We start from the raw sequence: 23,412 nt of genomic DNA, 5'->3' as shown, positions 1-23,412 counted from the left end.
AAATGACGGTGCTGATCCTGACGAACGAACAGGATGTGACGGCCGACATGGCGGTCGTCGAATTGAACGCCGGAGGAATCCCGGTCCTCCGCCTCGACCCGGCCGAACTGCCGGGCGGCGTCGACATCTCGGGGGAGTACGCGCACGGCGTGTTCCAGGGCCACCTGTCCGTCGGCGGACGCATGGTGAGCATGAGCGGGCTGCGCTCCATCTGGGTCCGCAGACCCGGCGTGCCGGCCACCCGGTCCCACGCCGCGTCGGCCTGGCTCACGGAAGAGGCATCGCAGGCGCTGTACGGGATGCTGCGCTGCACCGACGCGCGGTGGATGAACCATCCGGACGCCGCCCGCCAGGCCCGGCACAAGCCCTGGCAGCTGTGGCTGGCACGGGAGTGCGGGCTGCCCGTGCCCGCCACCCTGATCACGACGTTCCCCCGGGTGGCCCGGGCCTTCGCCGAACGCTGTCCCGACCTCGTCGTCAAGCCCGTGTCCGGGGCGCACCCCGGCGACGGGACGCTCGCCGTGCCGACGACCCGGGTGCGCCCCGGCGAGGACTACCAGGACGTGGCGCACGGGCCGACGCTGTTGCAGCGCAGGGTGCGCAAGACCGCGGACATCCGGCTCACCTGCGTCGGTTACCGGCTGTTCGCCGCCCGCTCGGCGAGCGACGGCGACCCCCTCACCCCGGACGCCTCCGGCGCCGACGGCGTGGTGGACGTCCGCTTCGATCCCGGCGCCGGGCCCTGGCGTCCGGTGAGCGTGCCGCGACGCGTCGCCGACGCCGTCCACGCCTACCTCACGCGGGCCCAACTGGCCTACGGGGCATTCGACTTCGCCGAGGACGCGGACGGGATCTGGTGGTTCCTGGAGTGCAACCAGTCCGGCCAGTTCGGCTTCGTCGAGATCGAGACGGGGCAGCCCATCGGCCGGGCCGTCGCGGAGTGGCTGGCGGGCGAGGCCCTGGGGCCGCCCGGCGCGCACGCCACGCCGGACATCGGGCCCGCGGACGCGGCAGAGCGCCCGCATGCCACGCCGGACATCCGGCCCGAGAACGCGGCAGAGCGCCCGCACACCACGCCGGACATCCGGCCCGAGAACGCGGCAGAGCACCCGCACGGCGCGGACCCGACACACCCTTGATCCGCACGCGTGATCTTTACGCGGTGGTGGGTGGCACGGTACGAGAGAGAGTGGTGCCCGGACGCCGGGCACGCGGCGCACATCGAACGGGCCGGGGAATCCGGCCGCCGTCCGGCGCCGCCCTGCCGGACCTCCGACCGAGGGAGCCCCACCGCATGACCGACGCATCCCCTGAGTGCACCACCCGGCAGGGCGCCGTGCGCGGCCGCACCGAGCACGGGGTCACCGCCTTCCTCGGAGTGCCCTACGCCGCCGCGCCGTTCGGGCCGCTTCGGTTCGCCGCGCCCGCCCCCGCCGAGCCCTGGACCGGGGTGCGCGACGCGGGCGCGTACGGGCCGACCGCGCCCAAGGCCCCGTACGCCCCGCCCTTCGACGCGCTCATCCCGGAGACGTCCGTGCCGGGCGAGGAGTGCCTCAACCTCAACATCTGGACCCCGGAGCCGGGCCCCGGCGCGCGCCTGCCCGTGATGGTGTGGCTGCACGGCGGCGCGTTCTCCAACGGCTCCGCGAACTCCTCCGGCTACCAGGGCGAGACGTTCGCCCGCGACGGCGTCGTCTTCGTCGGCGTCAACTACCGCCTGGGCGCGGACGGTTTCCTGCACCTGCCCGGCGCCCCGGACAACCGCGGCCTGCTCGACCAGATCGCCGCACTGGAGTGGGTGCGCGACAACATCGCGGCGTTCGGCGGCGACCCGGACCGCGTCACCGTCTTCGGCGAGTCGGCGGGCGCCGTGGCGATCGGACAACTGCTCGTGGAGGAGCGCGCCCGGGGCCTGTTCCGGCGGGCCGCACTCCAGAGCGGAGCCTGTCACCACTTCATCCGGCCGGACACGGCGCGCCGGATCGGCGAGCGGATGGCGACGCGGCTCGGCGTCCCGCACACGGCGGAGGCGTTCGCGGCCGTGCCGCTGCCCGCGCTCGTCGACGCGCAGGCCGCGCTGCGGGCCGACTACGCCACCAGGCCCGACCCGGCCGTCTGGGGCGACGCGGCGCTCAACGGCATGGTCTTCGAACCGGTCGCCGAGGGGCTACGCCTCCCGGGGCCCGCCCTCGACGTCGATCTCCTCGTCGGCTCCAACCGCGAGGAGAACCGCCTCTACATGGTGCCCTCGGGGCGCTTCGACACCATCACGGAGCGGCGGCTCCTGCGGACCGCCCAGGCCTACGGCGCGGACCTCGACGGGTACCGCGCGGTCCGCCCCGGCGCGAGCCCGGGCGAACTCCTTGAGGCGCTCGTCACCGACTGGTTCTGGCGCGTCCCGGCCATCCGCCTGGCCGAATCCGTGCCGGGCACGCACCTCTACGAGTTCACCTGGCGCTCCCCGCAGTTCGACGGCGAGCTCGGCGCCTGCCACGCCCTGGAACTCGGCTTCGTCTTCGACCTGCTCGACGACCCCGACTACGTGCCCATGGCCGGGGAGAAGGCGCCGCGCGAACTGGCCAGGACGATGCACGCCGCCTGGGTCGCCTTCGCCGCGACGGGAGACCCGGGCTGGCCCGCCTACGACCCGGCGGGGGAGCGGGCGACGATGATCTTCGACGACGGCGCCTGCCGCACCGAGCCCGACCCCCGGGCGAGGGAACGGCGGCTGTGGCAGGGCATCCGCTGACGCACGGCCGCTGACCCGGGCCTGCCCGGCGCCGGCGCGGGGCGGCGCCCGGACCGCCGCCCCGCCCTCGGCGTCGCGCACCGGCCGCGCATATTTTGCGCGACTGTCACTTCAGTCCCCTTTCCTTTCACCCCGTTCGTCTTGAACACTCCCTGTTGCCCCTCAGAGCCTGTCTTTGAACCCCCGTCTGCACCCCGACGCCCGGCACGCACGCTCGCCGCACGGCGCCCCAGGACAGGTGGCTCCGCCACATGACCTGGGGCGCCGCACGCCGATCGCACGCACCGACCGCCGCTGCGCCCGCGCTGCGCGCGGACGACGGGGGTTCAAAGACAGGCTCTGCGCGGAACGGATCACCCCCGAGGCAACAGGAGACCCCCACACCCATGACCGAACTCAATCGGCGCCGCTTCCTCCAGATCGCCGGCGGCACCGCCGCCTTCACGGCGCTGTCCGGCTCCATCGACCGCGCCGCGGCCATCCCGGCGGCCCGCCGCAGCGGCACCGTCAAGGACATCGAGCACATCGTGGTGCTCATGCAGGAGAATCGTTCCTTCGATCACTACTTCGGAACGATGAAGGGCGTACGCGGCTTCGGTGACCCCCGCCCGGTGACCCTGCCCAGCGGCAAGCCCGTGTGGCACCAGTCGAGCGCCGGCAAGGAGACCCTGCCGTACCACCCGGACGCCGACGACCTGGGCATGCAGTTCATCGCCGGTCTCGACCACGACTGGGCGGGCGGGCACAGCGCCTTCAACAACGGCAAGTACGACAACTGGATCGCCGCCAAGGGCACCGGCACGATGGCCCACCTGACGCGGCAGGACATCCCGTTCCACTACGCCCTCGCCGACAAGTTCACCGTCTGCGACGACTACCACTGTTCGTTCATCGGCGCGACCGACCCGAACCGCTACTACATGCTCACCGGCCACGTCGGCAACGACGGCACCGGCGGCGGCCCGGTCCTCGGCAACGAGGAAGCGGGCTACGGCTGGACCACGTACGCCGAACGCCTGGAGAAGGCGGGCGTCTCCTGGAAGGTCTACCAGGACATCGGCGACGGCCTGGACGCCGCCGGCGGCTGGGGCTGGATCGACGACGCCTACCGCGGCAACTACGGCGACAACTCGCTGCTGTACTTCAACAACTACCGCAACGCCAAGCCCGGCGACGCCCTCTACGAGAAGGCCCGCACCGGTACGAACGCCAAGGCCGGCGACGGCTACTTCGACCACCTCAAGGCCGACGTGAAGGCCGGGAAGCTGCCGAAGATCTCCTGGATCGCCGCGCCCGAGGCGTTCTCGGAGCACCCCAACTGGCCCGCGAACTACGGCGCCTGGTACATCTCGCAGGTTCTGGACGCCCTTACCTCGAATCCGGAGGTGTGGAGCAGGACGGCCCTGTTCATCACGTACGACGAGAACGACGGCTACTTCGACCACGTCGTGCCGCCCTACGCGCCCGCCTCCGCGAACCAGGGCCTCTCGACGGTCGACACGAAGCTCGATTACTACCCGGGCGGCACCCGCGCCGCGGGCCCGTACGGGCTGGGGCAGCGCGTGCCGATGATCGTGGTCTCACCCTGGTCGACCGGCGGCTACGTGTGCTCGGAGACCTTCGACCACACCTCGATCATCCGCTTCATGGAGAACCGGTTCGGGGTGAAGGAGACCAACATCTCGCCGTGGCGCCGCGCCATCTGCGGTGACCTCACCTCGGCCTTCGACTTCTCCCTCAAGGTCACCGACCCGGCGGACCTGCCCGACACGGCGGGGTACGAGCCGCCGGACCGCGACCGCCACAGCAGCTACGTGCCGAAGCCGCCCGCGCAGGGCGCGCTCCCCAAGCAGGAGAAGGGGTCCCGGCCCAGCCGTCCGCTGGCGTACGCGCCCTACGTCGACGGCGCGCAGGATCTCGCGACGGGCAAGTACAAGCTGACGTTCAGCGGCGGCGACAAGAAGGGCGCCGCCTTCCAGGTGCGCTCCCAGAACCGCGGCGACGGCCCGTGGACCTATACGGCCGAGGCCGCCAAGTCGCTCTCCGACAGCTGGAACTCGGTGTACTCCGGCGGCAGGTACGACCTCACCGCGCACGGCCCGAACGGCTTCCTGCGCGCCTTCAAGGGCAACAACAAGGTCGCCGAGCCGGAGGTGACCGCCCGCCACGACGGCACCACCGGCAACCTGCACCTGACCCTGAGGAACCCGACCACCGCGGACGTCCACCTCACCGTCACCAACGGCTACGGCGGCGCGCCGCAGACGTACACGGTGCGGGCGGGTGCCACCACGAAGCAGACCGTCGACCTGCGCGCCACGAAGCGCTGGTACGACCTGAAGATCGTCGTCGAGGGCAACGCCGGCTATCTGCGGCGGCTCGCCGGGCACGTCGAGAACGGGCAGATCGGAGTGAGCGACCCCGCCCTCGCCACGGCCTGAGCCCCGCGCCCCTGCGGGCCCCGTGAGCCCGGGGCCCGCAGGGGCGCACATCACATTCGTCGGGCCTGATTCGTTCGTCGAACGGCGCGATAGTGTGCCCCGGTGACGACGCAATCGAACACCCCCGCAGGTTGGTACCCGGACCCTCAGGGCGCTGCCCTGACGCTGCGGTGGTGGGACGGTGCCCAGTGGACCGACCACACGCACGCCCAGGGGCAGCCGCAGGCCCAGGCGCCCGCCCCGGCGCAGGCACCGCAGCAGGCACCCCAGCACGCACCGCAGCAGGCGCCCCAGCAGATGCCCCAGCACGCGCCGCAGAACATGGACGCGGGCCGGGTGCAGCGCCAGGTGCAGCAGCAGGCCGGGGTCGCGGCGGCGGGGCAGGGCGGCGGCTCGCTGTTCACCGAGCCGGTCCTGGTGGTGAACCAGAAGGCCAAGCTGATCGAGCTGACCAACGAGTACAGCGTCATGGACCAGCACGGCAACCAGCTCGGTTCGGTCACCGAGGTCGGCCAGAGCAGCCTGAAGAAGGCCCTGCGCTTCGTCTCAAGCGTCGACCAGTTCATGACCCACAAGCTGGAGATCCGGGACGCGTACGGTCAGCCGCAGCTAGTGCTGACGCGCCCCGCGAAGTTCATGAAGTCGCGGGTGGTCGTCGAGCGCCCGGACGGCTCCCCGGTCGGTGAGATCGTCCAGCAGAACATGATCGGCAAGATCAACTTTGCGATGAACGTGAACGGGCAGCAGGTCGGCGCGATCAAGGCGGAGAACTGGCGGGCCTGGAACTTCGCGATCGTCGACCACGCGGACACCGAGGTCGCCCGCATCACGAAGACGTGGGAGGGCCTCGCCAAGACGATGTTCACCACCGCCGACAACTACGTGCTGCAGATCCACTTCCAGCTGCCCGAGCCGCTGCTCAGCCTCGTCGTGGCGACGGCCCTGACGGTGGACACCGCGCTGAAGCAGGACTCGCGCGGTTTCGGCTGAGCCGCCCCGGGCGGCTCAGCCTCAGAGACAGGCTCTCAGGAGACGCGCAGCGTGAGCGGCTCGGGTTCGGGCTGCGCCGGAAGGGCCGGCAAGGTCAGCACGGGGCTCTCGGCACCGCTGGCCGGCGCCGGACTCCGCGTCAGCAGCACCACCCCGCGCGCCGCCAGCACCGCCCCGGCACCGGCGAGGATGAGCCCGGCGACTCCGCCCTGGAGCCGCTCGCCGAGGAGCGCGAGGCCGATCACCGCGGCGGCCACCGGGTTGGAGAGGGTCACCATCGCGAGCGGTGCGCCGAGCCCGCCGCGGTACGCGGTCTGGGACAGCAGCAGGCCGCCCGCGGCGAACACCGCGACCAGCAGCGCCACCACGATCACCTGCGGCGCGAGCAGGGGGCCCGTCCGGTCCGTCGCCGCGACGGTGACGGTCTGGGTGAGCGCCGAGGCGACACCGGAGGCGACGCCGGACGCGGTCGCGTGGCGCAGACCGGGCTTGGCGCCGCGCCGCGAGAGCGTTCCGATGAGCGCTGCCGTGGCCGCCGCCACCGCGAGCGCCTCGGGCAGGGAGAGCGTGGTCTCGGGGGCGGGCCCGGACGCGGTGACGAGCAGTGCGCCCAGGCCGGCCAGCGTCAGGGCCGTGCCCCGCCACTCGACCGGGGTGACGTGGCGTCCGGCGATCCGCGCGCCCAGCGGCACGGCCGCGACGAGTGTGAGGGCGCCGAGCGGCTGCACCAGCGTGAGCGGCCCGTACTTGAGGGCGGCGACGTGCAGCAGCGCGGCCCCGGCGTTCAGGACGACCGACCACCACCAGGCGCCCGTGCGCAGCAGCCGCAGGAGGCTCGCCCCGGCGTCGGCGGTGCGGGCGGCGAGCCGTTCCTGGGCCACCGCCGCGGCGGCGTAGGCCACCGCGGAGACGAGGGAGAGCGCGACGGCGAGCAGGGTGGCGCTCATCGCGGGGCTCCTGTCGTGACGAGCTGCGGGGCGGTCGCCGCCGAGGTCGATCCCGGCGTCGGGGAGACCCGCAGCGGTATCCGTATCGGCATCCGTTCCAGCACGTCCGACGCGGCCAGGGAGTCCGGGGGCGCCCGGAACGCGGCGGCGGGCGTCCAGGGCGCGGGCTCCAGCGTGCCGCGCGCCTGGACCGGCGCCGCGGTGGCGGCGGGGGCGGGCAGCAGGTGGCGGCGGATCGCGGCCGTACCGCCGACGGTGCGCGGCATCCGGACCACCGCGAGGGCGAGACCGAGCAGGGCCGTGGCCACGATCGTGTCGAGCCAGTAGTGGTTGGCGGTGCCGACGATCACGAGCAGTGTGAGCAGCGGGTGCAGCAGCCAGAGCCAGCGCCAGCGGGACTTCAGGGCGACGATCAGCGCGATCGCGACCATCAGCGCCCAGCCGAAGTGCAGCGACGGCATGGCCGCGAACTGGTTGGCCATCGTGTCGGTGGCCGGCTTCGCGGCGTAGACCGAGGGCCCGTAGACCTGCGCGGTGTCGATGAGGTGCGCGGCGTCCAGCATCCGCGGCGGCGCCAGCGGGAAGCCGAGGTGCAGCGCGAGCGCCGCGGCCGTCAGCACGGCGAGCACCCGCCGCGTCCACACGTAATGGCGCGGCCTGCGCAGGTACAGGAAGACAAGCAGGGCGAGCGTCGCCGGGAAGTGCACGGTCGCGTAGTAGGTGTTCGCGATGTGCACGACCGCGTCGCTGTGCAGCAGAGCGCCCTGGACCAGGCCCTCGCCGGGCAGGTGCGCGGCGCGCTCGAAGCTCCACACGCCGTCGGCGTTGCGGAACGCCTCGGCGGTGTGGCCGTTGGCGAGACCGCGGCCGAACTTGTAGACGAGGAAGAGTCCTACGACCAGCAGGAGCTCGCGGACCAGGGGCGGTCGGGCAGATCGGCTGGCCGGCTCCGGTTCGACAGGCTCGGTAAGGGAATCCATCCCCCGGCCCCTTTTCGTGACGACTGGGTGGTGCGTGGTGGTACTGGGTGCGCTTGTGGCGCGGTGGTGAACGTGGCTCGATCCGTACGGCCCGTCCGACCCTTACGGCTCGGTCGGTGTGGACCGCATTCATCGATACGCCAGTGTACCGATACGCCAGTGTACCGAAACGTTGGCGTACCGGTACACTGGCGTATCGATAGAGCATGTGATCTCATCGACACGAGCCGCAGAGCGAGGAGTGGGGAGTCATGACGACGCGAGAACAGGTCACCGCGAAAGCGCCGACAGCCTCGCGCCGATCCAAGATCACCCCGGCGCGGGCGCAGGAGTTCTACGACGCCGTCCTCGACCAGCTGCGCAAGAACGGCTACGACGCGGTCACCATGGAGGGCGTCGCGGCCCAGGCGTGTTGCAGCAAATCCACGCTGTACCGTCAGTGGAAGACGAAACCGCAGCTCGTGGCCGCCGCGCTGCGCGCCGGGCGCTGCACGAAGTTCTCCGCGTCCGACACGGGCAGCCTCGCCGGGGACCTCGTGGCCGCCGCTCGCAACGCGGCGGCGCAGGCGCTGCCGGACGCGGCGCTGATGCAGGCCCTCGGGCACGCGGTGCGGGAGGACGGCGAGTTGCAGGGCGCCCTGCGCGAAGCGCTGGTCGACCCGGAGCTCGCCTCGATCGACGCGATGATCGAGCGGGCCGTGGCGCGCGGCGAGATCGCCGCCGACCACCCCGGTCTGCGCTATCTGGCCGCGCAGCTCTTCGGAGTGATGCGCAGCCGGCCCCTCCTGGAAGGGCGCGACGCCGACGCCGACTACCTGGTCGGCTTCGTCGAGAGCGTGCTGCTTCCGGGGCTCGGCCTGACCGCTTCGGATCAGGCCACCTGAACGGGAGGCCACCGGTCGCAGAGATGACCGGCCGGTGGTCTGCCCGCGCCGCACCGTGGGGACGGGGGCGGCGCGCACCCCCGGGCCGGGCGGGCTCCTCTTGAGCGGAGAGGAACCGCCCGGCCCTGTGTGTGCCCTCGGACCATGGGCCCGGACCTACGCGGTGGGCAGCCGGAACCGGTCGACCGGCGCCGTGCCACCCGCCGCCAGCGCCGCCGTCCACGCCCCGATCAGCGGCGCGAACTTGGCACCATGGCCCGAGCACGGCGAGCACACGACCAGCGGGCCGTGCCGGTCGAGCACGAAGTCGTCCTTCGGGGCGGAGGTGTACAGGCACGTCGCCTCGTTGAACGGCTCCGGGGCGAGCCCCGGCAGCCAGTCGCGCACGTACGCGGTGATCCGCTCACGGGCGGCCGGGTCCACCACGCCGTCCCGGGTCCGCGCTGTCGTCCTTCGCCCCGCGTCGTGCTCCGCGAGCTTCCAGCCGCCCAGCGGGCCGCCGTCGGCGCCGCCCGGCAGGCCGTACACGAGCAGCTCCGCGTCATGGACGAGGACCGGCCAGCCCTCCGCCACCGACCGCTCCCGCGGCGGGAAGTGGAAGATCTGCTGCTGCGTGACCGTCAGCTCGGGCAGCGGCACCAGAGCGCCGAGCAGGTCCCGCGCCCACGCCCCCGCGGCGACCACCGCCCGGCGCGCCGTCACGGAGCCGTCGTCCGTGACCAGCCGGACCGCTTCCTCGCCGAGCACCTCGATCCGGCGCACCGGCGTGCGCGCGCGCACCTCGGCCCCGCGCGAGCGGGCCCGCTCCGCGAACGCGCCCACCGCCGCGGCCGCGTCGACCGTCCCCGCGTCCGGGTGGTACAGCACCGGGCCCTCGAACCGGAGCCCGGCCCAGCGGCGCTCCGCCTCCGCCGCCGGGATCACCTCGTGCGGCACCCGCTCGTCGGCGAGCACCGCGGCGATCCGCTCCGGCGCGCGCACCGCACCCTGGTCGGCGGCGCCCGTCATCCGCAGCAGCCGCACCCCCGCGTCGTCCTCCAGCTCCCGCCACATCCGCAGCGCCGCACCGGTCATCCGCACGTACAGCGGGTCCTCGTAGGCGCGCCGCACGATCCGGGCGCTGCCGTGCGAACTGCCGTGCGCGTGCCCCACGTCGTACTGCTCCAGCAGCGTCACGTCCCGGCCCTCGCGGGTCGCCGCCCAGGCCGTCGCCGCGCCCATCAGGCCCGCGCCGACGACGGCCACCTCCACCTCGGGTCGCCAGGCCATCGCTCAGACGTCCTGGCCGTCGCCGCCGGAGCCGCCGGTGAACTCGGCCTTCTTGATGCCCTTGACGAGCTTGTCGATCGAGGTGTTGTCCGGCCCCGCGGCCTTCTCCTTGGCGGTACGCGGGATGTCGACGCCTATGCGTATGACGACGAGCGTCTTGGGGTCGGTCGGCGAGGGGAACGCGACCGACTCCACCCAGGCGTCGATCTTCGACTTGGTGTCCACGTTCCAGCGGACCCGGTACCCCTGCTGCCCGGCCACGGTGACCTTCTCGGACAGCAGCTCGTCGTGCTGGACGATGCCGCCGTAGACCTTGCCGCCGTAGGACTCCTTCGCGTTCTTGAGGATGTCCTCCTTCGCCGCCGCCTCCGCGGTCGTCGCGTCGAGCTTGAGGCGCTTGGCGGACGCGGTGGACGCGCCGCCCTTCACGCAGCTCTGCTCCACGTCGTCGGGGCACTTGTACGTGCCCGTCTGCACCCCGGCGACGCCCGCGCCGTCGGAGCCCGTCCAGTCGTCGAGGACCGGCAGCGCGACCCCGTTGACGATGTCGGTGGCGTACCCCTCGTCGAGCGGGGCCTGCGGCGAGCCGGGCGCCTCGGGCGAGGGGCTGCCGTTGCCGCCGCCGCTGTCGCCGCCCGGCCCGTCCGGCCGCCGCGGCTCCTTCGGCTCGTGCGACGGGGCGCCCACCGTGCCGCTCCCGCCGTCGCCGTCCGTCGTGAGCGCGTAGACGCCGCCGACGACGCCGGCGAGCACGACCACCGCGACACCGGCCGCGACCGCGATCCGCGTGCGACTGCGCGGCTTCGGCGGCAACTGTGACGGGTATGCCGGGTAGTTGGAGTATGCCGGAATCGTCCCGGGGGCGGTCGGTTGCTGCGCATCGCTCGGCGGCGGGAACGGCGGCGGGGTCGTGGCGGGCCGGGTCTGATCCGTCCAGCGGCTGCCGTCCCACCAGCGTTCGGTGCGCGGGCCGGCGGGGACCTGGCCGGGATCGGGGTACCAGCCTGCGGGAGTCTGCGACGTCATGAACGGAACAGTATGAGGCGTGCCTGAAAAGGGGATGAGAGGGTCCGCATCGCGGTCGGGATCGTTACGGATCGCCCCCGGAACCCGGCCGGACGCCACCGGCTCACCGGAGCCCCCACCACGGCGCGTCGCGGCGCACTACTCTCGTGACCAGCAGACCGACCGACAGAAGTGAACGAGACCAGGAGGGTGCGGGATGACTCAGGGACGGCACACCGACGCCGCCTCCGCCGGCCCGCCGCTGTGGGAGCGCGAGTCCGAACTGGACGTGGCCGTGCGGGCCTTGGACGACCTGTGCGGCGACGTCGCGTCGTCGGGCAGCCTCGTCGTGTACAAGGGCGAGGCGGGCATCGGCAAGACCGCCCTGCTCGGCCGGGTGCACGAGGTCGCGGCGGGCCGCGCCACCGTGTGGTCCGCCCGCGGCGGCGAGACCGTCACCTCCGTCCCCTTCAACGTCGTACGCCAACTCCTCCAGCCCGCCCTGCTCGCCCTCTCCGACGAGGAGACCCGGGAGTACTTCGGCGACTGGTACGACATCGCGGGACCCGCCCTCGGCATATCCGAGCCCACCGGCAGGCAGGCCGACCCGCAGGGCGTGCGCGACGGGCTCGTCGCCGCCGTCTCCCGGCTGGCCCGCGTGCACTGGCCGTTGGTCATCCTCATCGACGACGCGCACTGGGCCGACCTGGAGACGCTGGAGTGGCTGGCCGCGTTCGCCGAGCGCCTCGACGACCTGCCGGTGCTCGTCGTCGTGGCGCAGCGCGACCCGGAGGACGACGAGGCCGCCGCCGTCTGCCTGGAGGCGGTGGCCGCCGCCGCCCGGCCCGGCACCGCCCGGCTGCGCGCCCTCACCCCCGACGCCACCGCGGGCCTCACCCGGGCCACGCTCGGCGGCCACGCCGACGACCCGTTCTGCCGCGAGGTCTGGGCGGTCACCGGCGGAAACCCGTACGAGACCGTCGAGTTGCTCGCCAAGGTGCAGGACAGCGGCCTGAACCCGGAGGAGGACTCGGCCGCCGAACTGCGCGCGCTGAACAAGTCGGCGCGCGGCCGCGGCCTCGTCGCCCGCCTCGAAGGGCTCGGCATCGAGGCGACCAAGTTCGCCTGGGCCGCCGCCATCCTCGGCACCCGGATCGACCCCGGGCTCGCCGCCCTGCTCGCCGGCCTCAACCCGGAGCAGGCCGGCCGCTGCGCCGAGCGGCTGCGCGCCGCCCGCATCCTGACCGACGGCGGGTACGGCGGCGAGACCGCCCTGGAGTTCGTCCACCCGCTGATCGCCTCCGCCGTCTACGACGCGATCCCGCCGGCCACCCGCACCGCCATGCACGGCCAGGCCGCCTGGGCCGTCACCGCCTCCGGGCACGGGCCGGCCGCCGCCTCCCGGCACCTGCTGGAGGTGCACCCCGACGACGACCCGGAGCTCGTCGAGCAGATGCGGGCCGCCGCCCGCGAGCACCTGGCCGTCGGCGCACCCGACGCCGCCCGCCGCTGCCTGGAGCGCGCCCTCCAGGAACCGCCGCTGCCCGAGATCCGCCCGCAGCTGCTCTACGAGCTGGGCTGCGCCGCCCTGCTCACCTCGCCCGCCACCACCATCAAGCACCTGGACGCCGCGCTCGACACGACGCCCGGACTCCTCGGCGACCTGCGCGTCGACGCGGTGTGCCGGCTCTCGCAGGCGCTGGTCCACAACGACCAGCTGGAGGAGGCGCTGCGCCTCATCGACACCGAGGCCGACCTCCTCGACCCGGGCCCGGCCCGGCTGCGCCTCCAGGCCGTCCACTTCATGTGGGAGGGCATCCACGCGGGCGAGGAGGACTCCCCGGGCCGCTCACGGAACCTGGCGATGATCGCGGACCAGCTCGGCGGCCGGGACAACCCGGAGCGGGTCCTGCTGATCCTGCGGGCGTTCGACGCGATGACCCGCGGGGAGAACGCGGAGGAGGTCGTCGAGCGCTGCGACCGCGCACTGGTCAACGGCCGTCTCGCCCCCGGCCTCGGCTGGCTCGACCCCGAATGGGGCTTCGAGGTACTCGCCATGCTCGGCAGCGCGTATCTCTTCGCCGACCGGCTCGACCGCGCCGAGAGCCTCTTCACCGGGGCCGTCCGCGAGTACGAGACGGCAGGCTGGAGCGGCGGCCACCTCGCGCTCGCCCACGCCTTCGTCGGCTACGTGCACCGCAGGCGCGGCCGGCTCACCGACGCCGAGGCGTTCCTGCGCGAGTCGCTGCGCCTCGCCGACCGCGTCGGACACGGGCTGCCGATGCACTGGGACGCGGCGTGCATGCTCATCGACACGCTGCTCGCCCGCGGCAGGGCCGACGAGGCGCAGGCGATCGCCGACCGCTACGCGTTCGGCCCGCCCTACCCCTCGACGATCGTGCTCCCCGACGCCCACTCGGTCCGCGGCCGCCTGCTCCTCGCGACCGGCCGCGTAGAGGAGGGGATCAACGAACTGGAGACCGCCGCCAAGGCCGCCACCGCCCGCGGCGGACACAACACGATCATGGCGCCGTGGGCCTGTGACCTGGCCCGCGCCCTCGCCCCCACCGACCCGCGCCGCGCCGCCGAACTCGTCTCGGAGGCCCGCGTCCAGGCCGAGCGCTTCGGCACGGACACGGCGATCGGCGAGGCCCTGCGCTGCGCGGCGGCGCTGGAGACCGGCCAGAAGCAGCTCACCCTGTACGCGAAGGCCGTCACCTACCTCGAAGCCTCGCCCTGCGCGTACGAGCACGCCCTCGCCCGCGTCGAGTACGGCATGGCGGCCCGTTCCCTGTCCGAGCTCAACCGCGGTCTCACGCTGGCCCGTGCGTGCGGCGCGGACGGTCTTGCGGCGCGGGCCCGCGAGGTCCTGGACACGGGGCGCGGCCTGCGTTAGCTTTCCGCCCGCGCCGGCTCCTCCTCGGCGAGTACGCGCTGTGCCACGGCGAACGCGGAGTTGGCGGCGGGCACGCCCACGTACACGGCGCACTGTTGCAGCACCGCGCCGATCTCGTCGGGGGTCAGGCCGTTGCGGCGGGCCGCGCGTACGTGCATGGCCAGTTCGTCGAGGTGCCCGTGGGCGACGAGCGCGGTGAGGGTCACCATGCTGCGCTCGCGCCGGGACAGCGTCGGGTCGGTCCAGATCTCGCCCCACGCGTAACGCGAGATGAAGTCCTGGAACCGGGCGGTGAAGGGCGTCTGCCGCCCCTGCGCGCGGTCCACGTGGGCGTCGCCGAGCACCTCACGCCGCACCTCCATGCCGCGCAGGGTGCCCTGTCCCAGGTGGGCCCGCAACAGCCCGACCACCGCCTCCGGCCGCTCCGCGACGGCCAGGTGCGAGGCCCCGGCCAGCTCGACGAGTTCGGCGCCCGGCACCGCGTCGGCGATCTCCCGCAGATGTGCGGGCGGCGTGGCGGGGTCCTCGCGTCCGGCGATCAGCAGGGTGGGGACGGAGATCTCGCCGAGCCGGTCGCGCAGGTCGAAGGCGGCGAGCGCGTCGCAGCACGCGGCGTACGCCCCCGGGTCGGCGTCCTGGTTGTCCCGCACCAGCCGCGGGACGGTGAAGCCGGGCGTGAACCAGCGGGTGGGAGCCGACTCGGCGACGCCGCCCGTCCCCTCCGCACGGACCAGCGCGGCCCGCTCCCGCCACGGTTCGGCGCCCCCGAAGTGCGCGGAGGAGCAGAGCACGGCGAGGCTGCTGAGCCGCTCCGGGTGGTGCACGGCGAGGTGCAGCCCCACCGCGCCGCCCAGCGACACGCCCGCGTAGGCGAACCGGTCGATGCCGAGCGAGTCGGCGAGGGCGAGGACCAGCGCGGCCAGCTCCGCCACGGTGGCCCCCGCGCCGATCAGCCCCGCCGCGGACCCGCCGTGTCCCGGCAGATCCCATCGCACGACGCGATGAGCGCTCGACAGCTCGGGAGCGACCTGGTCCCACAGGGCCAACGAGGTCCCGAGCGAGGGCCCGAGCAGCAGCGGGGGAGCGGAGGGAGACCCTTCGACGCGGTGATGAAGAAGGGCGGAGGGCGACGAGGGGGACGAGGAGGACGTCATGTGCGGGCTCCAGGGGCGGGGACGGGGGTGCGGTGTCGGGTGGATCAGGGGGAGAGGGGGCCCGGGCGGGGGGACCCGGGGGTTCAAAGAGCAGGCTCTCAGCGGCGGGCGAGGGCCCGGTCCGTCAGAGCCGCCGCCGCTCCCGTGTAGCGGGCCGGGTCCGTGAGGTCGGCCAGGTCCGTGGTCGTGAGCTCGGGGTCCTCGCGGAGCACGTCGGCCAGGGTGCGGCCCTCGGACAGCGCACGGCGCGTCGCCGAGGCGAGCAACTCCTTGGCCCGCCCGCGCCCGAGCACTCCGGCCAGCTCCGCCGACAGCCGCTCCGAGACGATCGCCCCGCCGGTCAGGCCCAGGTGCTCGCGCATCGCATCGGCACGCACCACCAGGCCGCCGGTCAGCTCGGCGGCGTCCCGCGCCGCGCCGCCGACCAGCCGCAGCAGCTCCCGCAGCGTGGACCACTCGGCGTGCCAGGCCCCGGCGGGCCGCTCGTCCTGCGCGGACATCGACCCGTACAGCGTCGCCGCGAGCCCGGGCGCCCGCCGGGCCGCCGCCGCGATCAGCGTGGCCCGTACCGGGTTGGCCTTGTGCGGCATGGCGGACGATCCGCCACCGGCGCCCTCCGCCACCTCGCCGATCTCGGTCCTGGAGAGCGTCAGCACATCCTCGGCGAGTTTGCCGAGCGCCCCCGCGGTGAACGCCGACGCGCCCGCCAGGTCAGCCACCGGTGTCCGCAGCACATGCCACGGCAACGCCGGTGCGCTGAGGCCGAGTTCACGGGCGTACGCCGTCACCAGCGCCGACGGGTCGGTTGCCCCGTACGCCTCGAAGGCGGCCAGCGTCCCGGCCGCGCCCCCCAGTTGGGCCGGCAGTGCCGCCCGGACGGTCCGCAGCCGGTCCCGCGCGTCGAGCACCAGGGAGCGCCAGCCGGCCGCCTTCAGGCCGAACGTCGTCGGCACGGCGTGCTGCGTGAGCGTGCGCCCCGGCATCACCGTGTCCCGGTGCGCGGCGGCGATCCGCGCCAACTCGCCCTCGACGCGGTCGAGTTCGGCCAGGGTCACGTCCAGCGTGCGCGCGGCCACCAGCATCAGCGCCGAGTCCAGTACGTCCTGACTGGTCGCGCCCCGGTGGACGTACGGCCCGTGCTCCGCGGGCACGGCCGCCGTCAGATCGGCGACCAGCGGGATCACCGGGTTGCCACCGGCGCGGGCCCGCCGCGCGAGGTCGCGTACGTCGAAGGAGGACGCGACCGCGGCCGCCGTCACGGCGTCGGCCGCGGCGGCGGGCGCGAGCCCGAGCGCGGCCTGCGCCCGTGTCAGGCCCGCCTCCGCGTCCAACAAGCCCTGCAGGAAGGCCTCTTCGGACGTGGTGTGCGCGCTGGGCGCGTCCTCGCTGCCGGGGTCGAACAGACTCACGTGAACTCCAGGAAGACCGTCTCGCCCTCGCCCTGAAGGCGGATGTCGAAACGGTACGTGCCGCCCGGCTCCTCCCGCGCGACCAGCGTGTCGCGCCGCGCGGGCTCCAGCCGCGAGAGGAGCGGGTCCGCGGCGAGGGCCGCGTCGTCGCCGGGCAGGTAGATCCGGGTGAAGAGGTGGACGAGCAGGCCGCGCGCGAACACGCAGAGGCTGAGGCAGGGCGCCCCGACGCCGCGCGCGCCGGGCCGCAGCGTGCGCACGTACCAGTGACCGTTGGCATCGGTCTGGACCCGGCCCCAGCCGGTGAACTCCACGCCGTTGCGGCCCAGGTAGCCGCCGCTCGCCGGATCGCGCCGGATCGAGCCGTCGACCCGCGACACCTTCCCCTCGGGGTCGGCGCCCCACACCTCCACGAACGCGTCCGGGACCGGGTTGCCCGCGCCGTCGTACACGTACCCCTGCACGGTGACGGTGTCCGGGTGCCCGACGGGCGCGATGTCACCGCCGCCGGGGAAGGGCAGCGCGTACCCGTAGAACGGTCCGACCGTGTGCGACGGGGTGGGCAGCACGCTCTCGGGGCTGTCCGTGTCGATCTTCGTCATGGCTGGTCAGCGCCCTTCTTCGATCCAGGTGGCGGACGGCCCGTCGAGCACGATGTCCCAGTGGTAGCCCATCGAGAACTCGGGCACGGACAGGCTGTGGTCGTACGTGGCGACCAGGCGCTGCCGGGCGGCGTCGTCGGTGACGGACTGGATGATCGGGTCGTACGGGAACAGCGGGTCGGCGGGGAAGTACATCTGCGTCACGAGCCGCTGGGTGAACGCCGAGCCGAACATCGAGAAGTGGATGTGCGCGGGGCGCCAGGCGTTGACGTGCTGGCCCCACGGGTAGGGGCCCGGCTGGATCGTGGTGAAGCGGTAGCGGCCCTCGGCGTCGGTCAACGTCCGCCCGACACCGGTGAAGTTGGGGTCGAGCGGGGCGTCGTGCTGTTCGCGCTGGTGGGCGTAGCGGCCCGCTGAGTTGGCCTGCCAGACCTCGATGAGCTGGCCGCGGACCGGGCGCCCGGCGCGGTCGAGGAGGCGGCCCGAGACGGTGATCCGTTCGCCGACGGGTTCGCCGACGTGCTGCTTGGTGAGGTCGTTGTCGAGCTCGGTGATGTCCCGCTCGCCGAAGGCGGGGGAGGCCAGCTCCACCAGCTCCGGGTCCTTCGACACGTCGATGTTGACCGGTGGCTGCCGGGGGTGGCGCAGGACGGACGAGCGGTAGGGCGCGTAATCGCGGCGCGGGTGGTGCTCGGCGGGCGCGCCGTCGGCGCGCCGCTTCTCGTACGCGGCGCGCGCGGCCGCCATCTCCGCGTCGATGTCGTGCTGGGTGAGAGTCATGGTCCTTCTACTGTTCCCTATCGTTCCAGGACGAGGGCGAGGCCCTGGCCCACGCCGATGCAGAGCGTGGCGACGCCGGTGCCGGAGCCCTTGCGGGCGAGTTGGTGCGCGACGGTGCCGGCGAGCCGGGCGCCGGACGCGCCGAGCGGGTGGCCGAGGGCGATGGCGCCGCCCCGCGGGTTGAGGACGGCCGGGGCGAACTCGGGCCATTCGGCGACGCAGCCGAGGACCTGGGCGGCGAACGCCTCGTTCAGCTCCAGAGTCGACAGATCGGCAAATCCCTTGCCCGCTTTGGCGAGGGCCCGGTTGACGGCCTCCACGGGCGCGAGCCCGAAGTAGTGCGGGTCGAGCGCGGAGACACCGGAGGCGGAGATCCGGGCGAGCGGCTCGCGCCCGGTGGCCTTCAGCCCCTCCTCGTCGACCAGGAGCAGCGCGGCGGCGCCGTCGTTGAGCGGCGAGGCGTTCCCCGCGGTCACCGTGCCGCCGTCGGTGCGGAACGACGGCTTGAGCTTCGCCATCGCCTCCAGGGACGCCGTGGGGCGCACGCTCTCGTCGGTGTCGACGACGAGCGGCTCGCCCTTGCGCCGCGGAAGGGTGACCGGCGCGATCTCCGCGTCGAACAGCCCGTCCTTCTGGGCGGCGGCGGCCTTGCGGTGACTGTCCAGGGCGTACGCGTCCTGCTGCTCGCGGGTGATGCCGTGCTTGTCGGCGATGAGTTCGGCGGACTCGCCGAGCGGCACCGTCCACTGCGGCTCCATCCTCGGGTTGACCATGCGCCAGCCCAGGGTGGTGGAGTACAGCTCGGTGTGCGCGGCGGGGAACGGCCTGTCGTTCTTGGGCAGCACATAGGGGGCGCGGGTCATGGACTCGACGCCACCGGCCACCGCCACGCAGGCGTCGCCGAGCGCGATGGCGCGGGCCGCCTGGACGACGGCTTCGAGGCCGGAGGCGCAGAGCCGGTTCACGGTCACGCCGGGCACGGAGGTCGGCAGGCCCGCGAGGAGACCGGCCATGCGGGCCACGTTGCGGTTCTCCTCGCCCGCGCCGTTGGCGTTGCCGAAGTAGATGTCGTCGACCCGCGCGGGGTCCAACTGCGGTGTGCGCGCCATGAGTTCGCGGATCGCGTGCGCGGCGAGGTCGTCCGGGCGGACGGCGGCGAGCGCGCCGCCGTAGCGGCCGACCGGGGTGCGCACGGCGTCGACGACGTAGACGTCCTTGACCCGGTTCATCGTCCTGCCTCCGGGATGCGGACCTTCGCGGCGGTCTTGGCGATCAGTTCCCCGACCTCGACGCCGGGCGCCAGCTCGACCAGTTCCAGGCCGTGTTCGCGCACGTCGAGCACCGCGAGGTCGGTGATGATCCGGTCGACGCAGCCCTTGCCGGTCAGCGGCAGGGTGCACTCCTCGACCAGTTTGGGCGAGCCGTCCTTCGCGGTGTGGGTCATGGTGACGAGGACGGTGCGGGCGCCGTGGACGAGGTCCATGGCACCGCCGATCCCCGTGATCATCTTGCCGGGCACCGCCCAGTTGGCGAGGTCGCCGCGGGCGGAGACCTGCATGGCGCCGAGGACGGCGACGTCGATGTGGCCGCCGCGGATCATCCCGAAGGAGAGCGCCGAGTCGAAGAACGCGGCGCCGGGCAGGACGGTCACCGTCTCCTTGCCCGCGTTGATCAGATCCGGGTCGACCGCCTCGTCCGCGGGGTACGGGCCGGTGCCCAGGATGCCGTTCTCGGACTCCAGGATCACCTCCACGTCACCGGGGAGGTAGTTGGGGATCAGCGTCGGCAGGCCGATGCCGAGGTTGACGTACTGGCCGTCGCGCAGTTCACGCGCCGCGCGCGCGGCCATCTCCTCGCGGGTCCAGGCCATCAGGAGCTCACCGTCCGCTTCTCGATCTGCTTGTGGGCGGCCTGCTCGGGGGTGAGGGCGATGACGCGCTGCACGAAGATCCCCGGCAGGTGCACCTGGTCCGGCTCGATCTCGCCGGGCTCGACCAGCTCCTCCACCTCGGCGACGGTGACCTTCCCGGCCGTCGCGGCGAGGGGGTTGAAGTTCCGGGAGGACTTGTTGAACACCAGGTTTCCGTGCCGGTCGCCCTTGGCGGCCCTGATCAGCGCGAAGTCGGTGCGGATGCCGCGCTCCAGGACGTACTCGACGCCGTCGAACTCGCGGACCTCCTTGGGCGGCGAGGCGAGCGCGACGCCGCCGGAGCCGTCGTAGCGCCACGGCAGTCCGCCGTCCGCGACCTGGGTGCCCACGCCGGCCGGGGTGTAGAACGCGGGGATCCCGGCACCGCCGGCCCGCAGCCGCTCGGCGAGCGTGCCCTGCGGGATCATCTCGACCTCGATCTCACCGGCCAGGTACTGCCGGGCGAACTCCTTGTTCGCCCCGATGTACGAGCCGGTGACCCGGGCGATGCGGCCCGCGGAGAGCAGGACCGCGAGGCCCGACTCCATGGCGCCGCAGTTGTTCGACACCACGGACAGCCCAGTGGTGCCCTGTGCGTACAGCGCCTCGATCAGTACGTTCGGCACGCCGCTGAGTCCGAAGCCGCCGACCGCGAGGGACGCGCCGTCCCCCACGTCGGCGACCGCCTGCGCGGCGGTGGCGACCACCTTGTCCATGTGTCCGGGACCCGTCTCTAGGAATTGCTCAGCGCACTGAGCATTTGTGGAGCGGGGCACACGTTGCCACCAGCCAACTAGCTCGTCAAGGGTCTAATATCGCTCAGTACACCCACGTACACAGACCGGAGGACCGTGATGGCCGCGGTGGACCTGACCACCCACCCCGGGCACCTCGCCCGGCGCCTCCAGCAGGCGCACCACCTGCTGTGGAACACGATGGTCTCCGAGGAGACCACGTCGCCGCAGTTCGCGGTCCTCAACACCCTCGTCGCCGAGCCGGGCCTCGACCAGCGCACGGTCGGCGAGCGCGTCGGCCTCGACCGGTCCACGATCGCCGAGGTGATCAGCCGCCTCACCCGGCGCGAGCTCGTCGACAAGACCCGTGACCCGGACGACGGCCGCCGCTGGCTGCTGCGGCTGACCCCGGAGGGCCTGCGCACGCACAAGAAGCTGACCGTGCGCACCGCGCGCATGAACCAGCTCTTCCTGGCCCCGCTGAGCGCCGACGAACAGAAGGTCTTCTTCGACCTGATCCAGCGGGTGGCCGACACGGCGGAGGGGCTGCGCAACCCCGCGGAACCGCCGGCGGCCCCGCGCCCCTGACCCGGGGCCTACTTCTTGGCGAACACCACCCACACCGGCCCCGGCGCGAACGGCAACGGCCGCCCGTCCGCCGTGAACGCGGTGCCGGCGCCGGCACCCGGCCGGTTCCACGCCGCCTCGTACGCCCGTCCGTCCCGCAGCACCACGGCCCGCCCCGAACCGACGGTGCGCGACAGCGGGGAGGTGTTGCCGAGCTTGTCGTGGAAGCGGGACGCCTGCACGTCGACGTACTGCACGACGACCGTCGCCGCCGCGAGCTGCGTCCCGCCCGCCGTCGCCGCCGCACGCCCGTCCATGCCCACCAGCCAACGCCGTTGCCCGGCGGACCAGTCGAAGGTGAACCGGGCCGAGGGGAAGCGCACCGTCCGCGCCGTCTCGGTCCGCCCGCCCGCGGGCACCCCCGCCGCGAACCGGAACCCGGCCGCTTCCCCCGCGCCCGTCCCCGGCCGCACCCCGCCCAGTCGCGCCGGCCGCAGGAACAGATTGTGCGGCGCGGGCTTCCGGCTGCCCCGGAAGTAGGCGCCGCCGCCCGCGTCCGCGGGCGTCGCGCGCAGCGGCGCCGCGTCGATCAGCGGCCGCAGCCTGCTCTGGGCGCCCGAGTACGCGAGCGTCGGCCGGTCGAACTGACGCAGCAGCTCCAGATCGGTCTCCCGGGCGCTGCGCACCGGCCCCACCACGTCCGGGAGCCGCGATCCGAAGACCGCCATCAGCCTGCTGAGCCCGCCCTCGACCTGCTCCGCGTAGACGATGTCCGCGTCCTCGATGCCGGTCTGCGGCCGGGCGGCACCCACATTGTCGATCTTCACCGCGAGCAGCGCGCCGGCGCGCGCGGAGTCCTTCCCGTCGGGCGGCACCCCCGCGGGCTTGCAGGCCGCGGCCGCCACCGCGAGCGCACCGGCGACGAACCCACGCCTGCCCATCCCGTTCGTGTCCACGGCCCCTGCATACCCGCCCGGCGGTCGTCTCAACTCCGGTGACCGCGCCGTCCAGGGCTCAGCGCAGGACGTCCGCGAGGTCGAACTTCATCGGCTCCTCCAGCTGTGCGTAGGTGCAGCTCCCGGCGGACCGGTCCGGGCGCCAGCGCCGGAACCGCGCGGTGTGCCGGAAGCGCGCCCCGTTCTCCATGTGGTCGTACGCCACCTCGGCGACCCGCTCCGGGCGCAGCGCCACCCACGACAGGTCCTTCTTCCCGGTCCAGCGGCTGGGCGCGCCCGGCATCCGGGACGCCTCGTGCGCCGCCCCGTCCGTCCACGCCGCCCACGGATGGTCCTCGGCCGAGTCCATGCGCAGCGGCTCCAGCTCGGCGATCAGCTCCGCCCGCCGCTTCATCGTGAACGCCGCGCAGACCCCGACGTGCTGGAGGGTGCCCGCGTCGTCGTACAGGCCGAGCAGCAGCGAGCCGACGACGGGGCCGCTCTTGTGCAGGCGGTACCCGGCGACCACGCAGTCCGCCGTCCGCTCGTGCTTGACCTTGATCATGGCGCGTTCGTCCTGCCGGTAGCGCAGATCGAGGGGTTTGGCCACGACGCCGTCCAGGCCCGCGCCCTCGTACTGCTCGAACCAGCGCCCCGCCAGCTCGGCGTCGGTCGTCGCGGGTGCCACGTGCACCGGTGCCGTGACGCCCGCGAGAGCCTCCTCAAGGCGCCGGCGGCGCTCGGTCAGCGGGGCGGCCAGCAGCGACTCGTCACCGAGGGCGAGTACGTCGAACGCCACGAACGACGCCGGCGTGCGCTCCGCCAGGGTCTGCACGCGCGAGGCGGCCGGATGGATCCGCTCGCTGAGCGCGTCGAAGTCGAGCCGCCCGTCCCGCGCGATGACGATTTCCCCGTCGAGCACACAGCGCCGCGGAAGCCGCTCGGCGAGCGCCGCCACCAGTTCGGGAAAGTACCTGGTCAGCGACTTGGTGGAGCGGCTGCCCAGCTCGACCTCCGCGCCGTCGCGAAAGACGATCGCCCGGAAACCGTCCCACTTCGCCTCGTAGTGCATCCCGGCGGGGAGCTTGGCGGCGGACTTGGCGAGCATCGGGCGGACCGGCGGCATCACGGGAAGATCCATGCTCCGATTCTGTCCCCGTA

The 23,412-nt window shown here is 73.4% G+C and carries 20 protein-coding genes; 7 read left to right on the top strand and 13 right to left on the bottom strand.

Annotated elements, in window-relative coordinates; genetic code table 11:
* The first annotated feature begins 2 nt into the window (after positions 1–2).
* The 4 genes from tgmB (at position 3) to ACZ45E_RS22820 (ending at position 6,180) form a co-directional block, all read left to right on the top strand.
* Entirely contained in the window at positions 3–1,139 is a 1,137-nt protein-coding gene (tgmB, locus tag ACZ45E_RS22835) for an ATP-grasp ribosomal peptide maturase (protein ID WP_468223236.1), read from the top strand.
* Positions 1,140–1,294: 155 nt separating this feature from the next.
* On the top strand, positions 1,295–2,749 hold the full coding sequence (locus ACZ45E_RS22830) for a carboxylesterase/lipase family protein (protein ID WP_468223233.1): 1,455 nt from the start codon (positions 1,295–1,297) through the stop codon (positions 2,747–2,749).
* A 386-nt stretch (positions 2,750–3,135) separates the two neighbouring features.
* The gene (locus ACZ45E_RS22825; RefSeq protein ID WP_468223231.1) at positions 3,136–5,190 is read left to right on the top strand and encodes a phosphocholine-specific phospholipase C; all 2,055 of its coding nucleotides are present in this window, start codon (positions 3,136–3,138) and stop codon (positions 5,188–5,190) included.
* A 102-nt stretch (positions 5,191–5,292) separates the two neighbouring features.
* A complete protein-coding gene (locus tag ACZ45E_RS22820) occupies positions 5,293–6,180 on the top strand; it encodes an LURP-one-related family protein (RefSeq protein ID WP_468223228.1) in 888 nt (295 codons plus the stop codon).
* 35 nt (positions 6,181–6,215) lie between these two features.
* On the opposite strand, the gene ACZ45E_RS22815 is transcribed toward ACZ45E_RS22820, so the two are convergent.
* A complete protein-coding gene (locus ACZ45E_RS22815) occupies positions 6,216–7,127 on the bottom strand; it encodes a DMT family transporter (RefSeq protein WP_468223226.1) in 912 nt (303 codons plus the stop codon).
* Positions 7,124–8,107 (bottom strand): phosphatase PAP2 family protein, encoded by a 984-nt coding sequence (locus ACZ45E_RS22810; protein WP_468223224.1) that lies wholly within the window; start codon positions 8,105–8,107, stop codon positions 7,124–7,126. Before ACZ45E_RS22810 ends, ACZ45E_RS22815 begins: the two co-directional genes overlap by 4 nt.
* Positions 8,108–8,358: 251 nt before the next feature.
* Here ACZ45E_RS22810 and ACZ45E_RS22805 point away from each other — a divergent pair, with 251 nt between their 5' ends.
* Complete coding sequence (locus ACZ45E_RS22805) at positions 8,359–8,991, top strand: TetR/AcrR family transcriptional regulator (RefSeq protein ID WP_468223223.1); 633 nt, start codon at positions 8,359–8,361, stop codon at positions 8,989–8,991.
* Between the two features lie 156 nt (positions 8,992–9,147).
* Here ACZ45E_RS22805 and ACZ45E_RS22800 read toward each other — a convergent pair whose 3' ends face one another.
* Positions 9,148–10,260, bottom strand: coding sequence for an FAD-dependent oxidoreductase (locus ACZ45E_RS22800; RefSeq protein ID WP_468223221.1), 1,113 nt, complete (start codon positions 10,258–10,260; stop codon positions 9,148–9,150).
* Between the two features lie 3 nt (positions 10,261–10,263).
* Positions 10,264–11,286: a DUF2510 domain-containing protein gene (locus ACZ45E_RS22795; RefSeq protein ID WP_468223219.1), complete on the bottom strand. Its 1,023-nt coding sequence runs from the start codon at positions 11,284–11,286 to the stop codon at positions 10,264–10,266.
* 196 nt (positions 11,287–11,482) lie between these two features.
* Here ACZ45E_RS22795 and ACZ45E_RS22790 point away from each other — a divergent pair, with 196 nt between their 5' ends.
* Positions 11,483–14,161, top strand: a complete 2,679-nt coding sequence (locus tag ACZ45E_RS22790) for an ATP-binding protein (RefSeq protein WP_468223218.1) — start codon at positions 11,483–11,485, stop codon at positions 14,159–14,161.
* On the opposite strand, the gene pcaDC is transcribed toward ACZ45E_RS22790, so the two are convergent.
* The 7 genes from pcaDC to ACZ45E_RS22755 all read right to left on the bottom strand — a co-directional run bounded on the left by pcaDC (position 14,158) and on the right by ACZ45E_RS22755 (position 20,731).
* Positions 14,158–15,315: a bifunctional 3-oxoadipate enol-lactonase/4-carboxymuconolactone decarboxylase PcaDC gene (gene pcaDC, locus ACZ45E_RS22785; protein WP_468223215.1), complete on the bottom strand. Its 1,158-nt coding sequence runs from the start codon at positions 15,313–15,315 to the stop codon at positions 14,158–14,160. The two genes, ACZ45E_RS22790 and pcaDC, sit on opposite strands and share 4 nt — an antisense overlap.
* A 98-nt stretch (positions 15,316–15,413) precedes the next feature.
* On the bottom strand, positions 15,414–16,718 hold the full coding sequence (gene pcaB, locus ACZ45E_RS22780; protein ID WP_468223651.1) for a 3-carboxy-cis,cis-muconate cycloisomerase: 1,305 nt from the start codon (positions 16,716–16,718) through the stop codon (positions 15,414–15,416).
* 2 nt (positions 16,719–16,720) lie between these two features.
* On the bottom strand, positions 16,721–17,326 hold the full coding sequence (pcaG, locus tag ACZ45E_RS22775; RefSeq protein ID WP_468223212.1) for a protocatechuate 3,4-dioxygenase subunit alpha: 606 nt from the start codon (positions 17,324–17,326) through the stop codon (positions 16,721–16,723).
* A gap of 6 nt (positions 17,327–17,332) precedes the next feature.
* Positions 17,333–18,106, bottom strand: coding sequence for a protocatechuate 3,4-dioxygenase subunit beta (gene pcaH / locus ACZ45E_RS22770; protein ID WP_468223211.1), 774 nt, complete (start codon positions 18,104–18,106; stop codon positions 17,333–17,335).
* 17 nt (positions 18,107–18,123) lie between these two features.
* Entirely contained in the window at positions 18,124–19,335 is a 1,212-nt protein-coding gene (locus tag ACZ45E_RS22765; RefSeq protein ID WP_468223209.1) for a thiolase family protein, read from the bottom strand.
* On the bottom strand, positions 19,332–19,976 hold the full coding sequence (locus tag ACZ45E_RS22760) for a CoA transferase subunit B (RefSeq protein ID WP_468223208.1): 645 nt from the start codon (positions 19,974–19,976) through the stop codon (positions 19,332–19,334). Before ACZ45E_RS22760 ends, ACZ45E_RS22765 begins: the two co-directional genes overlap by 4 nt.
* A complete protein-coding gene (locus tag ACZ45E_RS22755) occupies positions 19,976–20,731 on the bottom strand; it encodes a CoA transferase subunit A (protein WP_468223207.1) in 756 nt (251 codons plus the stop codon). The genes ACZ45E_RS22760 and ACZ45E_RS22755 overlap by 1 nt, the downstream gene beginning before the upstream one ends.
* A 138-nt stretch (positions 20,732–20,869) precedes the next feature.
* Between ACZ45E_RS22755 and ACZ45E_RS22750 the strand changes: the two genes are divergently transcribed.
* Positions 20,870–21,337, top strand: coding sequence for a MarR family winged helix-turn-helix transcriptional regulator (locus tag ACZ45E_RS22750; protein ID WP_468223206.1), 468 nt, complete (start codon positions 20,870–20,872; stop codon positions 21,335–21,337).
* Between the two features lie 8 nt (positions 21,338–21,345).
* Here ACZ45E_RS22750 and ACZ45E_RS22745 read toward each other — a convergent pair whose 3' ends face one another.
* Together ACZ45E_RS22745 and ACZ45E_RS22740 are read right to left on the bottom strand one after the other, a co-directional pair.
* Positions 21,346–22,257, bottom strand: a complete 912-nt coding sequence (locus ACZ45E_RS22745) for a DUF3048 domain-containing protein (protein ID WP_468223648.1) — start codon at positions 22,255–22,257, stop codon at positions 21,346–21,348.
* Between the two features lie 73 nt (positions 22,258–22,330).
* Positions 22,331–23,392: an ATP-dependent DNA ligase gene (locus ACZ45E_RS22740; protein ID WP_468223204.1), complete on the bottom strand. Its 1,062-nt coding sequence runs from the start codon at positions 23,390–23,392 to the stop codon at positions 22,331–22,333.
* Positions 23,393–23,412 lie beyond the last annotated feature (20 nt).

Source organism: Streptomyces sp. NPDC030991 (assembly GCF_055571235.1).
Note: the sequence above shows the minus strand (reverse complement) of the source record. Positions and strands in the feature narration are given on the sequence as shown.

Coding starts and splice junctions, on each gene's coding strand:
- tgmB (WP_468223236.1), top strand. CDS start 3: ATGACGGTGCTGATCCTGACGAACGAACAGGATGTGACGGCCGACATG.
- ACZ45E_RS22830 (WP_468223233.1), top strand. CDS start 1,295: ATGACCGACGCATCCCCTGAGTGCACCACCCGGCAGGGCGCCGTGCGC.
- ACZ45E_RS22825 (WP_468223231.1), top strand. CDS start 3,136: ATGACCGAACTCAATCGGCGCCGCTTCCTCCAGATCGCCGGCGGCACC.
- ACZ45E_RS22815 (WP_468223226.1), bottom strand. CDS start 7,127: ATGAGCGCCACCCTGCTCGCCGTCGCGCTCTCCCTCGTCTCCGCGGTG.
- ACZ45E_RS22810 (WP_468223224.1), bottom strand. CDS start 8,107: ATGGATTCCCTTACCGAGCCTGTCGAACCGGAGCCGGCCAGCCGATCT.
- ACZ45E_RS22805 (WP_468223223.1), top strand. CDS start 8,359: ATGACGACGCGAGAACAGGTCACCGCGAAAGCGCCGACAGCCTCGCGC.
- ACZ45E_RS22800 (WP_468223221.1), bottom strand. CDS start 10,260: ATGGCCTGGCGACCCGAGGTGGAGGTGGCCGTCGTCGGCGCGGGCCTG.
- ACZ45E_RS22795 (WP_468223219.1), bottom strand. CDS start 11,286: ATGACGTCGCAGACTCCCGCAGGCTGGTACCCCGATCCCGGCCAGGTC.
- ACZ45E_RS22790 (WP_468223218.1), top strand. CDS start 11,483: ATGACTCAGGGACGGCACACCGACGCCGCCTCCGCCGGCCCGCCGCTG.
- pcaDC (WP_468223215.1), bottom strand. CDS start 15,315: ATGACGTCCTCCTCGTCCCCCTCGTCGCCCTCCGCCCTTCTTCATCAC.
- pcaG (WP_468223212.1), bottom strand. CDS start 17,326: ATGACGAAGATCGACACGGACAGCCCCGAGAGCGTGCTGCCCACCCCG.
- pcaH (WP_468223211.1), bottom strand. CDS start 18,106: ATGACTCTCACCCAGCACGACATCGACGCGGAGATGGCGGCCGCGCGC.
- ACZ45E_RS22765 (WP_468223209.1), bottom strand. CDS start 19,335: ATGAACCGGGTCAAGGACGTCTACGTCGTCGACGCCGTGCGCACCCCG.
- ACZ45E_RS22760 (WP_468223208.1), bottom strand. CDS start 19,976: ATGGCCTGGACCCGCGAGGAGATGGCCGCGCGCGCGGCGCGTGAACTG.
- ACZ45E_RS22755 (WP_468223207.1), bottom strand. CDS start 20,731: ATGGACAAGGTGGTCGCCACCGCCGCGCAGGCGGTCGCCGACGTGGGG.
- ACZ45E_RS22750 (WP_468223206.1), top strand. CDS start 20,870: ATGGCCGCGGTGGACCTGACCACCCACCCCGGGCACCTCGCCCGGCGC.
- ACZ45E_RS22745 (WP_468223648.1), bottom strand. CDS start 22,257: ATGGGCAGGCGTGGGTTCGTCGCCGGTGCGCTCGCGGTGGCGGCCGCG.
- ACZ45E_RS22740 (WP_468223204.1), bottom strand. CDS start 23,392: ATGGATCTTCCCGTGATGCCGCCGGTCCGCCCGATGCTCGCCAAGTCC.